This is a genomic window from Aeromonas sp. MdU4 (assembly GCF_041929505.1).
Lineage (GTDB): Bacteria > Pseudomonadota > Gammaproteobacteria > Enterobacterales > Aeromonadaceae > Aeromonas.
On the sequence record NZ_JBHFMW010000021.1, the window covers coordinates 65,394 to 79,629 of the forward strand.

Sequence of the window (14,236 nt, forward strand, 5' to 3'; positions counted from 1 at the left end):
GTGGGCAGAGTCGTTTCAAGGGGAATAACAATGCGGATCCTGCTGGTTGAAGATGATGTGATGCTGGGTGATGGCATGCAGGATGCCTTGCGCCACAGCGGTTATACGGTGGACTGGCTGCAACAGGGGTTGCCCGCCCTGACGGCACTCAAGAGCGACGAGTTTGCCGCCCTCATTCTGGACCTCAACCTGCCCGATATCGACGGCCTCAGCCTGCTGCGCAAGCTGCGCCGCGAAGGGCACCAGCTGCCGGTACTGATCCTCACCGCCCGCGATGCCCTCGACGATCGGGTCGTTGGCCTCGATGCTGGCTCCGACGACTACATGGTCAAACCCTTCGCCCTGCAGGAGCTCAACGCCCGCCTGCGCGCGCTGGTGCGCCGCAGCAAGGGGCAGGTGCAGGCCGTGCTGGAGTATGGGGAGATCCTCATCTACCCCGAGGCGCAGCAGGTCACCTATCGGGGCGAACCGGTCAAGCTCACCCCCCACGAATACAAGCTGCTGCAAGAGCTCATCAGCCAGAGCGGCCGGGTGCTGAGCAAGGAGCAGCTGCAGCAGAGCCTCTACGGCTGGGACGAGGGGGCTGAGAGCAATGCGGTGGAGGTACACATCCACCACCTGCGCAAGAAGTTTTACAGCGACCTTATCCGCAATATTCGCGGCGTCGGTTACATCATTCCCCAGCTTGATCAGGCCAGCCGGAGTGTCACCCGATGAAAAAACCGCGCTCCATCCGCCGCTTTCTGCTCACCGGCATTCTTACGCTGGTGGGACTCAGCCTCACCATCAGCGCCGTCATCGGCTATCTGGAGGCGAGCCACGAGATGGAGGAGCTGTTCGATGCGCGTCTGGCCCAGTCCGCCCGTATCACCGACCAGCTGCTGGAGCGCTATCTGGCACAGCAGGGGGCCCTGCCCGCCAATGGCGCCATCTATCAGGATTGGGAGGAGCGCAACCCGGACGAGTGGCAAAAAGATCCCAGCTTCAATCTGAGCGGCGAGGATCGGGAACTCACCCCCTATGGTCATGAGTTTGAACGCAACCTCTACTTCCAGCTGCTCAACGACAAGGGGGTGATGCTGCTGCGCTCCCCCAGCGCCCCTGCCCAGCCGCTGGTTGAACTGGCCCGCGGTTTCAGCACGGTAGAGAAGGATCGCCACCAGTGGCGCACCTTCACTCTCTACAATGACGATGGCCATACCTGGCTGGTGGTGGCCGAGCGGGATGACGAGCGTAACGAGCTGGCCAGCAAGATGGCCGGCCTCACCATGCTCCCCCTGTTGCTGACCCTTCCCTTTCTGCTGGTGCTGCTCTGGTGGCTCATCACCCGCGGTCTGGCGCCCCTGCGCCTGCTGGCACAAGCGATCAGCGAGCGCCACCCCGCCAACCTGAGCCCGCTCAACCTCAAGACCAGCGCCCACGAGCTGACTCCGCTCACCAACGAGATCAACCGCCTGATGCATGCGCTGGCCGAAACCATCGAGCGGGAGAAGCAGTTCACCAACGAGGCAGCCCACGAACTGCGCACCCCGCTGGCGGTGCTGCGGATCCACAGTGAAAATGCCCTGAGTGCCGAGGATGAGGAGAGTCGCCAGCAGTCGATGCACAAGATGCTGCAAGCCCTCGATCGCAGCGACCGGCTGATCCGCCAACTGCTGACTCAGGCCCGCATCGACAATCAGCAAGGGGTGGTGCAGAGCGAGCTCAACCTGAGCCAGCTGCTGCAAACCACGTTGGCAACGCTGGCCCCCATCGCCCTGAAAAAGGATCAACAGCTCTCGCTCGAGGGGGAAGGAAATCTGATGGTGATGGGTCAGGGCACCCTGCTCGATCTGCTGTTCAGCAACCTTATCGACAACGCGTTGCGCTACACCCAGGCCGGGGGCGAGATCTCCGTTGATGTACAACAGGAGGGACACAGGGTCAGGGTTGATATCCGCGACAACGGCCCCGGCATTCCGACCGCTGCGCTGTCACGGCTGTGCGAGCGCTTCTTCCGGGTCAATCCCCAGCAGGGGGATGGCGTCGGCCTTGGCATGGCGATTGTCTCGCGCATCGCCCAGCTGCACGGCGCCGAGCTTGATGTCCACAACCGGCCGGAAGGGGGGCTGGAAGTGAGCGTGTTCCTCCCCCTACCTCCGGCAAGATAAGCAATAAGCAAACAGCCCGCGATGCGGGCTGTTTGCTATCAATGACAATTTGGCTGCACGGTAAAGGTTCGGCTGGCATCCACCGGGCCAAGATCCGCCAGCAGGCGGCGGCCAAGCAGCACCGGATAGATCATGTCGCTGCGATCCCGCAGGGTGAACCACTCCTCGTACACCTTGTCCCCCAGACAGATGGACATGGTGACGGTCGGCCGCTGCTCCATGCCACCGGCGCCGCGGATGGTCACGCTCTGCTCCACCGGACGCTCGAACTGCTGTTTGACCCGCTCACCGCTGTCGGCGTCAGTCACATCCAGCATGAAGCGCACCCAGGGTTTGCCATCCCGTTTGAAGTGGACGAGGGAGCGCGCATCAAGAGAGGAGGTGAGCGCACCGGTATCGAGTTTCATCTTCACCGCCACACCGATCGGCATGATGAGTCCCTTCTCGACCCAGCCATAGCTGGTCGGTGTTGCCGCCAGTGCGCTGCCACAGAGCCCCCACAGGATGGCGGCACTCAACAATCTTTTACCCATCACGATCTCTCGCATTGTCGATATTGCGCCCAGATCTATCACAGCCACCCCGGGGGTCAACCCGATTTGTGGTGACCAGCCGCAACCTGCCCGGCAAACCGCAACGGCAGACGACAGTCGGTGGCAGCTGCAACGCCGATTGCATAGGGTTGAAAGCAGGGAGAAAAGAGGTAAACGGGAGGCAAGATAAGGTGCTGGATGAAGCTTGTGGTCAACCTCAGGTTGTGACGCCAAAGGCTACCACAATAATGAGTGAATTATCAGTCTTGTTCTGAAGGGATTTTTGCCTACACTGTTGTAAACCGGAGGGCCTGAAAACCACCGGTTTTTTTGCGCCTGCCGAAAATTTGCCACTGCAAAAGTGACTTTCAACAAGGCTCAATAAGGAATTTGTAATGCGTATCGAAGAAGACTTGAAGCTCGGTTTCAAGGATGTCCTGTTCCGCCCCAAGCGCTCTACTCTCAAGAGCCGTTCCCAAGTCAGCCTGACCCGTCAGTTCACCTTCAAGCACACCCAGACTCAATGGCAAGGCGTTCCCGTTATCGCCGCCAACATGGATACCGTCGGCAGCTTCGCCATGGCCAGAACCCTGGCTGGCTTCGAGATGATGACTGCAGTCCACAAACACTACAGCCTTGAGCAGTGGCAAACCTTCGTCAACGAAACCGATCCGGCCCTTCTGGGCCATGTGATGGTATCGACCGGCACCTCGCCGGATGACTTCGCCAAGACCCGCCAGATCCTCGCCATGTCCGAAGCGCTGCGCTTCATCTGCGTTGACGTGGCCAACGGCTACTCCGAGCACTTCGTCGAGTTCGTGCGCAAAATTCGTGAAGCCTGCCCCAACCACGTCATCCTGGCGGGCAACGTGGTGACCGGCGAGATGGTCGAAGAGCTGATCCTCTCCGGCGCCGACATCGTCAAGGTCGGCATCGGCCCGGGCTCGGTCTGCACCACTCGCGTCAAGACCGGTGTGGGCTACCCGCAGCTCTCCGCCATCATCGAGTGTGCCGATGCGGCCCACGGCCTCGGCGGCCAGATCGTCGGTGACGGCGGCTGCACCTGCCCGGGCGACGTCGCCAAAGCCTTCGGTGGCGGCGCCGACTTCGTGATGCTGGGCGGCATGCTGGCAGCCCACGAGGAGTGCGGTGGCGAAATCGTCGATGTGAACGGCGAGCCCTTCATGAAGTTCTACGGCATGAGCTCCTCCAGCGCCATGGACAAGCACGCTGGCGGCGTCGCCGAGTATCGCGCCTCCGAAGGCAAGATGGTGCTGCTGCCCTATCGTGGCCCGGTCGAGAACGCGGTGCGCGACATTCTGGGCGGCGTGCGCTCCACCTGTACCTACGTTGGTGCCAGCCAGCTGAAAGAGCTGACCAAGCGCACCACCTTTATCCGGGTTCGCGAGCAAGAGAACAACGTCTACGGCAAGGAGTAAACCTGGTTTATCTGCTTTACCGCCAGCTTAAAGAGCTCAACAAAGCACACACCACCTTTATCCGGGTGCGTGAGCAAGAGAACAACGTCTACGGCAAGGAGTAACCTGCCGCAGACCGCCGTCACGCGCTGACGGTTAGAAGCCAGTCAACCGGTGTGCTACCCTGCGCACCGGTTTTTTTGCATCTGGAACCCCGAGCCATGACAACTTCCCTGCCCCCGTTTGACTGGGACATCTTCTGCTGTGTCGTCGACAATTTCGGTGACATCGGCGTCACCTGGCGACTCGCCCGTCAGCTAAAACGGGAGGGGAAGATTGCGGCACATGGCAATAATGTCCAGGTGCGGCTCTGGGTCGACGATCTGGCAAGCTTTGCCCGCATCTGCCCCGGGCTCGACCCGGCGCAGGATGGCCAGTGGGTCGATGGCATCTATGTTCAGCATTGGGATGAGACCCTGCCAACTGACATGACCCCAGCCAGGGTGGTGATCGAGGCCTTTGCCTGCGAACTGCCCGCCCCCTTTATTGAGCGGATGGCGAGCCAACCCAAGCCCCCCTGCTGGATCAATCTGGAATACCTCTCGGCGGAGAGCTGGGTCGAAGATTGCCACGCCCTCGCCTCGCCCCAGCGAGTAGGCAACCAGAGCCTCAATAAATACTTCTTCTTCCCGGGTTTTACCGCTAAAACCGGTGGCCTCTTGTGCGAGCACGGCCTCATCGCCGAACGGGAACAGTGGCAGCAGGATGAAGCGGGACTGGCTGCCTACTGGGCCAGCCTCGGTTTGTCGCCAAAACAAGAGCACGAGCTGCGGGTCAGCCTCTTTACCTACGAGAGCGATGCGCTGAACAGTCTGGTCGAGAGCTGGTGCCAGAGCGCCACGCCCGTCACCCTGCTGCTGCCGCTGGGGCGCTCGCTACAGGATGTGCTGCGCGGCGCAAGCCTTGAAGGCGCCATCACCACCGCCAAGGCGGGGGATCTGCTCCACTCGGGCAACCTCACCATCAAGCTGCTACCGATGACCGATCAGGCCGGTTACGATCGGCTGCTGTGGAGCTGCGATCTCAATCTGGTACGCGGGGAGGACTCCTTCGTGCGAGCCCAGTGGGCAGCCCGTCCTTTCCTCTGGCACATCTACCAGCAGGAAGAGGATGCTCATCTGGTCAAGCTGGAGCAGTTCCTCGACCACTATCTTGCCGATCTGCCTGTCGATTGCGCCCAATGGCTGCGCCACTTCAATCTGGCCCTCAATCGTGGTGACGATTGCGGCAAAGAGTGCCGCGAACTTTGGGCCCAATGGCCCCGATATAGCGCCATTTGGCAGCAACATGGGCGAAGCTGGTCACAGAAGTTGCTGCGGGACGGGGATCTCGTCACGCGGTTGGTGAAATTTTTAGAAAGCCGTATATAATCTGGCAGTTTTTATCCGTCCGTTTCACGAACAGGAATTTTTTACATGAAAACCGCACAGGAAATCCGCGCTGGTAACGTAGTCATGATCGGCACCGAGCCGATGGTGGTTCAGAAGGCTGAATTCAACAAATCCGGCCGTAACTCCGCCGTGGTCAAAATGAAGCTGAAGGGCCTGCTGAACGGCAGCGCTACCGAGACCGTCTTCAAGGCCGACGACAAGCTGGACGTAGTTCAGCTGGAACGTAAAGAGTGCACCTACTCCTACTTCTCCGATCCCCTGTATGTCTTTATGGACACCGAGTACAACCAGTACGACGTAGAGAAAGACAACCTGGGTGACGTGCTGAACTACCTGGTAGACGGCATGGAAGACATCTGCGAAGTGACTTTCTACAACGAGAAAGCCATCTCCGTAGAACTGCCGACCACCATCGTGCGTGAAGTTGAGTACACCGAGCCGGCTGCCCGTGGCGACACCTCCGGTAAAGTGACCAAGCCTGCCCGTCTGAAAGGCACTACCTACGAGCTGGCTGTTGCCGCTTTCGTAGAGATCGGTGACAAGATCGAAATCGACAGCCGCACCGGCGAATTCAAGCGTCGCGTCAACTAATTGACCGCCTTGAATTGATTACAAAAAAGCGAGCCATCGGCTCGCTTTTTTATTGCCTGCACACCGCCATCACACCGCCCGCCTTCAGAAAATCCCACCGCCGCCGCTAACCCAGATAACCGGGGGAGCACACTATGGCCAGATTATCCTTATCACTGCTGTTATTGACCCTGCTGGCAAGCCACTCCTTGCAGGCGAGCGAAGTGGCGCCGCCCGTTACCGAACCAATGCCCCTCGATCACTGGCAAGCCAGCGACTGGAAAGGGGTGCCCGATGCCACCCAGATCGACAAGCAGACAGTGCTGTTTGCCAAACACGACAGTGAAAACTATGTGGGGCTGGCCATTTTGCTGCCCGACTGGCAACGCAGCGGCCAACTGTGGCAACTGACCCGAGCCCTCGGTCAGCTGGGCTTTGATACCCTGCTGCTGCTCCCCTCGCCCCAGCAGACCGAATTCGACCCCGCCGCCGAAAAGAAGCAGAAAAACAGCGATGAGTTTCGCAAGCAGTTTGCCGAGCGGATCAGCAAGCTGGCCGATGCCAAGCTGCAGGAAGGCGGCTTCAAGCTGATCCTGGCGCAAGGCACCGGCGCCGCCTGGACCGCCAATCTCATCGCCAGCGAACAGCTGCCCGCCCCCGATGCACTGGTGCTGCTCGATGGCTTCTTCCCCAACCAGCAGAGCAATCAGGTCATGGCCAAAGAGGTTGCCCAGGCCTCGATTCCGACCCTCGACCTCTATCAGGAAGATGGCGGCCGCTGGCCCTTGCTGGCCGCCGAAGCGCGCCTGAGCGAGAGCCGACGCAGCCACAAGCTCAATTACCGCCCTTACGCCCTGATGGAACTGGACGAAACACCCGCCCGCATTCAAGGGTGGCTCAACCATCTGGGTTGGCTCTAACACAAGGCGACAAAGCGCGCGCACGGTCACATCTGCCGGATAAAGCCTCGCCATAACTCAGGTGCGAGCTGGCCCTGACTGCATCCTGTTTGGCATCATGGCTCCTCGACACCGGAAAAATGGCAGGCAGGACCATGCAGCAAATCGTATTTCTCGACAGCGATACTCTGGATGCGGGCATCACCCTGCATCATCCCGACTTTCCCCACCACTGGCAAAGTTATCCCAGCACGGCCCCGGAACAGGTGATCGAGCGGCTCAAAGACGCCAGCATCGCCATCATCAACAAGGTGCGCATCGGCGCCGCCGAGCTGGCCCAGCTGCCGGAGCTGAAACTCATCGCACTCGCCGCAACCGGCAGCGACAACGTGGATCTGGAAGCGTGCCGCGCCGCCAACGTCGGGGTATGCAACATCCGCAACTACTCGGGCCCCTCGGTGCCAGAACATGCCATGGCGCTGATGCTGGCCCTGTCGCGCAACCTCTTCTGCTGGCGCCAGTCGCTGCTGGAGGGGCGCTGGCAACAGAGCGGCCAGTTCTGCTTCTTCGACCACAACATCATGGATCTGCACGGCAAGCAGCTTGGCATCATCGGCAAGGGGACCCTCGGTCAAGCGCTTGGCGAACGGGCCAAGGGGATGGGGATGACGGTGCATTACGCCCAGAGCCAGATCGGTGCCAACCACGACGAGGATCGGCTGCCGCTCGACGAGCTGCTGCAAAGCTCGGATGTGATCAGCCTGCACTGCCCGCTCACCCCCTACACCCGCAACCTGATTGGCGAGCGGGAGCTGGGCTTGATGAAACCGGGCGCCCTGCTGATTAACGTCGGCCGTGGCGGTCTGGTGGATGAAGAGGCGCTGCTGCGGGCGCTGGCCAACGGCAGCCTCGGCGGTGCCGGTTTCGATGTGGCGAGCGTTGAACCGCCGCCCCCCGACCATCCCTTGATGCAGGCGCTGCAATATCCCCACTTCATTCTGACCCCGCATGTGGCCTGGGCCAGCGAGGAGTCGATGCAGCGGCTGGCCGACCAGCTGATCGACAACATCAACGCCTTTGCCGCCGGTCGCCGCCAGCACCGGCTAGTCTGAGCAAAGATGCAAAACGGGGCCCACAGGCCCCGTTTTTTCATCTCCGGCATTCACGAAAGATGGCGATCAATCGTCGTCGTGCCATCTGTGCTTTTTATGCTTCTTGTGCTTTTTGTGGTGCTTGTGATAGTGGTAGTCATCATCGTAATAGCGATCCTGGCTCTGGTGGCCATCGCCGGTCTTGGCACCGATGGCCGAACCACTCGCCCCGCCGACCCCGGCGCCGATCAATTGGCCGGTATCGCCACCGACACTCTTGCCGATGGCAGCGCCGCCCAGCGCCCCCACGGCCCCACCGAGCGCCGCTTCATTCTTGTTGCCCTTGTTGGCCGTCGCCGCACCACCAGCTGCGCCGCCCAACGCAGCTCCCACCAGCGCACCGGTATCACCACCCAGCTCCTTGCCGATCATGGTGCCCGCTACACCGCCTGCCCCCCCACCGAGAATGGTGTTGAGGGTCTCCGAGCCGTGGGCCGCCGTGCTGCCCAGCAATAACGCACCCAGCAGAGCCAGAGCGCCGATGCCACGCGTATTCATCTCCATGGATACTCCTGTCAAACCTGATTAATTCCCCCGCACTATACAAACCGGCAGGCAGCAAACCAGTGGGGTACGAACGGCGGCTAACTCTTCGCTTGAAGCCCGGCATCAGGAATGACCCGAGAGATTGAATTCAATTACTTGAATAACAACAGGAAAAATTTCATGCCACAGAAATGGGACAGCGCTTGGCAAGGCCGGGAGGCTGTCGCAGCGCCAGCCCGACTGCTGGCGATCGGACAGCTCCTGTCACCAGCACAGGTTCTGGCGCCAAAACATCACAAACTCTGGCTGGCCAATTGTTCGATGATGGTCGTGCGCAGCAGCGCTCGCCCCTCATCAATACGAGCTGAGCGGGAGAGCCCCTTCGCCCACATCAGGGCCAGGGTGCGGCTCAGCACCGGTTCGTGCAGCGCCACGACTTTCAGCTGGGGATCGCACTGGTTTGCCGTATAGAGTCTGGGCAGAATGGCAACCGCCAGCCCCGAGCGCACCAGGCCGTAAAGCGTCTCGACGTAATCTGTGGTGTATCTGGGCTTGAGCCCGGGCTGCTGGCTCTGGGCCAGCCCGTTGACCTGTCGGCTGACATTGCCTCTGGCAAACAGGGCAATGTCACGGCGGGTCAGCTCCTGCCAACTGATGGTCTCCTCCGCAGCCAGCGGATCCTGCCGGTTGATCACCGCCACCAGCGCATCGTCCAGCAGCGGAGTCACCTCGAGCGCATCCTGCAGCGTGCCCTCCGGCACCCCGATCCCCGCATCCAGCGCCCCCTCGGCCAGCGCCTGCAACAGGCCGTCGTTGGTATGATCCTGAAACTCGACCCGCAACCCGGGAAACTGCTGCTGCAGACGAGCCGCCGCCAGCGGGAACATTAATGCGCAGACCGACGGGATCAAGCCGATACGCAAGGTGCCATCGCCCCCTTCTGCCATCACCTGCTGCATGTCGGCAAAAGCGGCGTGGGCCACATTGAGCAGCCCTTGGGCATGGGGCAGGATCGCCTCCCCCTGTTCGGTCAGGGTGACCGCCTGCGCGGTGCGGTGAAACAATTTACCGCCAAGCACAGATTCGATCTGGCGCAGAGCGCTGCTCAGGGCAGGCTGGCTGATGGCCATCTGGTTAGCCGTTTCGGTGAAGTGGCGCAGTTGGGCCAGGGTGACAAAATACTGGATCTGTTTGAGAGAGAGCGCAGGCAGACGACGCCAGGGTTCGGACATGGAAGCAACAACCGGAGAAAAACGTTTGCAGCAGCATAACCCTTTCTTATCCAGTTATAAATTCTTTGCGCTATGCACGGGCCAATCCCCTCCCTAAAGTGTGCCCATTATTCCCCTTGTCAGGCCCCCTCTGCCCATGTGTGAACAAGATGCTTCCCTTGAATTGCGCCGCCGCGCCGTACAGGCTGCCCTCGGCGAAGCGCCCTTCGATCTGCTGCTGACCAATGCCAACCTGATCGACATGGTGACCGGCGAGATCCGCCCCGCCGACGTGGGGCTGGTCGGCCCGCTGATCGCCAGCGTTCATCCGATCGGCACCTTCCAGCAGGCGCGCGAGACCCACGATCTGGCTGGCGCCTATCTCTCGCCCGGTCTGATCGACAGCCATGTCCATGTGGAGAGCTCCCACCTGACGCCGGAGCGCTACGCCGATGTGGTGGTCGCGCAGGGCACCACCACCATCTTCTGGGATCCCCACGAGCTGGCCAATGTGCTCGGACTGGCGGGGGTGCGCTACGCCATCGACGCCAGCCGCAATCTGCCGCTGCGGGTCATCTGCGCCGCCCCCTCCAGTGTCCCCTCGACGCCGGGCCTCGAGATGTCGGGCGCCGACTTCCATGGCCCCGAGATGGCCACCATGCTGGAGTGGCCGGAGGTGGCGGGCATCGCCGAAGTGATGGACATGCAGGGGGTGCTGGGCGGCAGCGAGCGAATGACCGGCATTCTGCACGCCGGTTTGCAGCGCAATGCCCTGATTGAGGGACACGCTAGGGGCCTCAGTGGTCACCGGCTGCAAGCCTATCTGGCCGCCGGAGTCAGCTCTGATCACGAACTCACCTCGGCTGCCGATGCGCTGGAGAAGCTGCGGGCTGGCCTCACCCTGCAGCTGCGCGGCTCCCACCCCTATCTGCTGCCGGAGATCGTCGCGACGCTGAAACAGCTGCCCCACCTCTCCTCCCAAATCACTCTCTGTACCGACGATGTGCCGCCCGACATGCTGCTGGAGAAGGGGGGCATGATTGCGCTGGTCAAACTGCTGGCAAAGCTGGGGCTGGCGGTGCCCGACGTGCTGCGAATGGCCACCCTCAATGCCGCCATCCGTCTGCAGCGCAACGATCTGGGGCTGGTTGCCGCTGGCCGCAACGCCGATCTGGTGGTGTTCGACAACCTCACCGATCTCAATCCGATCTGGGTCTACAGCGGCGGCCAGCGGGTCGCCCGCCATGGCGCCATTCTCACGCCCTCCGAGCCTGTCGCTGGTTGTCTGGCACCGCGCGATACCATGCAGATCCCCCTGCGCACGCTGGAGGACTTTGTCATCCGGGTGCCCGGGCTGGCTGCAGGGCGGGCCCGATTCAAAACCATCAAGGGGGCTCGCTTCACCCAGTGGAGTGAAACCGAGGTTGAGGTTCGGGATGGTCAGGTGATCGTGCCAGCGGGATTTAGCCTCATCTCGGTGCAACACCGTCACGGCCGCCATCAGGCAGGCACCCGGCTGGCGCTGCTGGAGGGGTGGGGCGAGCTGCAAGGGGCCATCGCCACCAGCTACTCCCACGACTCCCACAATCTGGTGGTACTGGGGCGCGACCCGCAAGAGATGATGCTGGCTGCCAACACCCTGATCGCCAGCGGGGGCGGCATGGCGGTCGTCCAGCAGGGTAAGGTGCTGGCCCACGTCGCCATGCCCATCGCGGGTATGCTCTCCGACCTGCCAGTCAGCGAGCTGGCCGCCAGCTTCCACACCCTGCGCGAAGTGAGCGGCAAGGTGGTGGAGTGGGAGCCCCCCTACCGGGTCTTCAAGGCCATCGAAGGAACCTGTCTTGCCTGCAATGCGGGGCCCCATCTGACCGATCTCGGCCTCACCGACGGTCTGACCCGCGAGATTGTCGACCCCTTCATCTGCTGCTGGCCCCACGATGCCAGCCAAGCCGATTAACACCGAGGAGAACAGCGTGAACCCTGTCGTCATTATTCTGGATACCGACCCCGGCATCGATGATGCCGTTGCCATAGCCGCCGCCCTGTTTCATCCCGGGATCGAGCTGGCGCTCATCACCACGGTCGCCGGCAACGTTGATGTCAGCAAGACCACCCGCAACGCCCTGCGCCTGCTGCACTTTTTCGACAAGGAGGTGCCAGTGGCGCAGGGGGCCAGCCAGCCCCTCGTGCGCCCCCTCGACAATGCCAGCCACATCCACGGCCACTCCGGCCTCGATGGTTACGAGTTTGCTGAGCCCGGGCAACAGCCGCTGCCGGAGCATGCCGTCGAAGCCATGAAGGCTAATCTGCTCGCCAGCGAACAGCCCATGACGCTGGTGCCCATCGGGCCGCTGACCAATATCGCCCTGCTGCTCACCCTGCACCCCGAGTGTCGGGAGAAGATCGCGCGGATCGTGCTGATGGGCGGCTCGGCCGGTCGGGGCAACCACACCCCAAATGCCGAGTTCAATATCTACGTGGATCCGGAGGCGGCCCACATCGTCTTCAGCAGCGGCCTGCCCATCGTGATGTGCGGGCTGGATGTCACCAGCCGGGCCACCCTGACCGGCGAGATGATTGCGGCGCTGCCCGCCCTCAATCGCACCGGCGCCATGCTCCACGCCCTGTTCGGCCACTATCGTGGCGGCAGCATGCAGACCGGGCTCAAGATGCACGATCTCTGCGCCATTGCCTATCTGGTGCGCCCCGACCTCTTTATCACCCGGGCCTGCCATGTAGCCATCGAGACCCGGGGTGAACACACCCTGGGCACCACCTCGGTGGATATCAACAACCGGCTCAAGCGAGCGCCCAACGCCGAGGTGTGCCTCGATATCGACGTGCCCGGGTTCAGGGCCTGGTGCATGGAGACCCTTGCCCGCGCCATCTGATCCCGAACCGCCAGCTCGCTGGCCCATTCACATCAAGAAGAGAGTGTTGGAACATGCTGGAAATAATTGTCAGCACCCTGATCCTGGTCATCTGCGGCTATCTCATCGCCAAAAACTACGATGCCAAGATAGTGCTGTTCGCGGCAGGCCTGCTGTTGATGTTCGCCGCCGTCGGACTGGGCCACCCGCTGCTGCCTGTAGCCGAGAGCAGTGGCCTCAGCTGGCTTGACCCCTTCGTCCAGATCAAGAAGATCTTCATCAGCCAGATGGGCAATGTCGGCCTCACCATCATGGTGCTGTTCGGCTTCTCCAGCTACATGAGCCACATCGGCGCCAACGACGTCACCGTCATGCTGCTGACCCGCCCCCTGAGCCGCATCCGCTCCCCCTACCTGCTGGTACCGGTGATTTTCCTCCTGGGCAACCTGCTCTCCTTGGTGGTGCCGAGCGCAGCCAGTCTGGCGGTGCTGCTGATGGCGACCCTCTATCCGGTGCTCAAGGCGTCGAACATGTCCTCCCTCACCGCCGGGGCCGTCATCGCCACCACTGCCACCATCATGCCCAGCCCGCTCGGGGCCGATAACGTGCTGGCAGCCCAGAAGCTGGGGATCCCGCTGGTGGAGTACATCGTCTCCTACCACGCCCCCATCTCGCTGCCGACGCTGGCGTTGATGGCGGTGGTGCACTACTTCTGGCAGAAGGCGATGGACAAGCGGCAGCAGGCGCGTGGCGGACTGGAAGAAAAAGAAGAATCGCTCGCCGTGCCGACCGGACTGCCACCCGCCTACTACGGCCTCTTTCCGGTGCTGCCACTGGTGCTGGTGCTGCTGTTCGGCATCTGCTTCACCCACATCTCCCTCGGGCTGGTGGAGATCACCTTCGTCTGCCTGCTGCTCACCATAGGGGTGGAGCTGCTGCGCAAAGGCAATATCAAGGAGACCAGCAAGGAGTTCGCCATCTTCTTTACCGGCATGGGCACGGGTCTGGCTCAGGTGGTCTCACTCATCGTGGCGGCCAGCATGCTGGTGGAGGGGCTGAAAGCCATCGGCATCATCGATACCCTGGTGGAGAGCGTGAAGCACATCGACGGCGTCGGCTCGATCCTGATGTTCTTCTTCTCCGGCACGGCGGCGCTGATCGGCTTTATCAGCGGCAGCGGGCTGGCAGTCTTCTACTCCTTTATCAACATCATTCCCGAGATCACCGAGAAGGTCGGGGTCAACAGCGTCGCGGTGGCCCTGCCGATGCAGCTCACTGCCAACCTGATCCGCTCCATGTCGCCGGTCGCCGCGGTGATCATCGTCATCGCCTCGATCACCGGCAGCAACCCCATCGAGATCATCAAGCGCACCTCGGTGCCCATCATCTCGGGCATCATCTGCTGCATGACCCTCTCCTACCTGCTGTTCAGCTAAACCAGCCCCCTCTGCAGGCGATCAATCAGGTCGCCTGCAGACGGTTTTTTACCCACGGTTG

At 61.7% G+C, this 14,236-nt stretch carries 13 protein-coding genes; 10 read left to right on the forward strand and 3 right to left on the reverse strand.

What is annotated here, in order from left to right; translation table 11 throughout:
• Positions 1–30 precede the first annotated feature (30 nt).
• A complete protein-coding gene (locus ACE1BR_RS11215) occupies positions 31–717 on the forward strand; it encodes a response regulator (RefSeq protein ID WP_268016749.1) in 687 nt (228 codons plus the stop codon).
• The gene (locus ACE1BR_RS11220) at positions 714–2,150 is read left to right on the forward strand and encodes an ATP-binding protein (RefSeq protein WP_374870268.1); all 1,437 of its coding nucleotides are present in this window, start codon (positions 714–716) and stop codon (positions 2,148–2,150) included. The genes ACE1BR_RS11215 and ACE1BR_RS11220 overlap by 4 nt, the downstream gene beginning before the upstream one ends.
• Before the next feature lie 38 nt (positions 2,151–2,188).
• On the opposite strand, the gene ACE1BR_RS11225 is transcribed toward ACE1BR_RS11220, so the two are convergent.
• Positions 2,189–2,683 carry an ATP-dependent zinc protease gene (locus ACE1BR_RS11225; RefSeq protein WP_374870270.1) on the reverse strand — a complete coding sequence of 165 codons (495 nt, stop codon included), beginning with the start codon at positions 2,681–2,683 and terminating at the stop codon, positions 2,189–2,191.
• Between the two features lie 395 nt (positions 2,684–3,078).
• Between ACE1BR_RS11225 and ACE1BR_RS11230 the strand changes: the two genes are divergently transcribed.
• The 5 genes from ACE1BR_RS11230 to ACE1BR_RS11250 all read left to right on the forward strand — a co-directional run bounded on the left by ACE1BR_RS11230 (position 3,079) and on the right by ACE1BR_RS11250 (position 8,133).
• Positions 3,079–4,122, forward strand: a complete 1,044-nt coding sequence (locus ACE1BR_RS11230; RefSeq protein WP_374870272.1) for a GMP reductase — start codon at positions 3,079–3,081, stop codon at positions 4,120–4,122.
• 200 nt (positions 4,123–4,322) lie between these two features.
• Entirely contained in the window at positions 4,323–5,531 is a 1,209-nt protein-coding gene (earP, locus tag ACE1BR_RS11235) for an elongation factor P maturation arginine rhamnosyltransferase EarP (protein WP_374870274.1), read from the forward strand.
• Between the two features lie 45 nt (positions 5,532–5,576).
• Positions 5,577–6,143: an elongation factor P gene (gene efp, locus ACE1BR_RS11240; protein ID WP_033137526.1), complete on the forward strand. Its 567-nt coding sequence runs from the start codon at positions 5,577–5,579 to the stop codon at positions 6,141–6,143.
• A 134-nt stretch (positions 6,144–6,277) separates the two neighbouring features.
• Positions 6,278–7,042: a DUF3530 family protein gene (locus tag ACE1BR_RS11245; RefSeq protein WP_374870276.1), complete on the forward strand. Its 765-nt coding sequence runs from the start codon at positions 6,278–6,280 to the stop codon at positions 7,040–7,042.
• Positions 7,043–7,176: 134 nt separating this feature from the next.
• Complete coding sequence (locus tag ACE1BR_RS11250) at positions 7,177–8,133, forward strand: D-2-hydroxyacid dehydrogenase (RefSeq protein ID WP_374870278.1); 957 nt, start codon at positions 7,177–7,179, stop codon at positions 8,131–8,133.
• Positions 8,134–8,199: 66 nt separating this feature from the next.
• Here the strand turns inward: ACE1BR_RS11250 and ACE1BR_RS11255 are convergent, their stop codons facing one another.
• Positions 8,200–8,676, reverse strand: a complete 477-nt coding sequence (locus ACE1BR_RS11255) for a YMGG-like glycine zipper-containing protein (protein WP_374870280.1) — start codon at positions 8,674–8,676, stop codon at positions 8,200–8,202.
• 275 nt (positions 8,677–8,951) lie between these two features.
• Positions 8,952–9,890, reverse strand: coding sequence for a LysR family transcriptional regulator (locus ACE1BR_RS11260; RefSeq protein WP_374870282.1), 939 nt, complete (start codon positions 9,888–9,890; stop codon positions 8,952–8,954).
• 136 nt (positions 9,891–10,026) lie between these two features.
• On the opposite strand from ACE1BR_RS11260, the gene ACE1BR_RS11265 reads away from it, so the two are divergent.
• Genes ACE1BR_RS11265 through dcuC form a run of 3 tightly spaced genes read left to right on the forward strand, consistent with a single transcriptional unit; the run spans position 10,027 to position 14,175 of the window.
• A complete protein-coding gene (locus ACE1BR_RS11265) occupies positions 10,027–11,826 on the forward strand; it encodes an adenine deaminase (protein WP_374870284.1) in 1,800 nt (599 codons plus the stop codon).
• A complete protein-coding gene (rihC, locus tag ACE1BR_RS11270; protein ID WP_374870286.1) occupies positions 11,807–12,760 on the forward strand; it encodes a ribonucleoside hydrolase RihC in 954 nt (317 codons plus the stop codon). The genes ACE1BR_RS11265 and rihC overlap by 20 nt, the downstream gene beginning before the upstream one ends.
• A 53-nt stretch (positions 12,761–12,813) precedes the next feature.
• Positions 12,814–14,175, forward strand: coding sequence for a C4-dicarboxylate transporter DcuC (gene dcuC, locus ACE1BR_RS11275; RefSeq protein ID WP_213392843.1), 1,362 nt, complete (start codon positions 12,814–12,816; stop codon positions 14,173–14,175).
• The last annotated feature ends 61 nt before the right edge of the window (positions 14,176–14,236 follow it).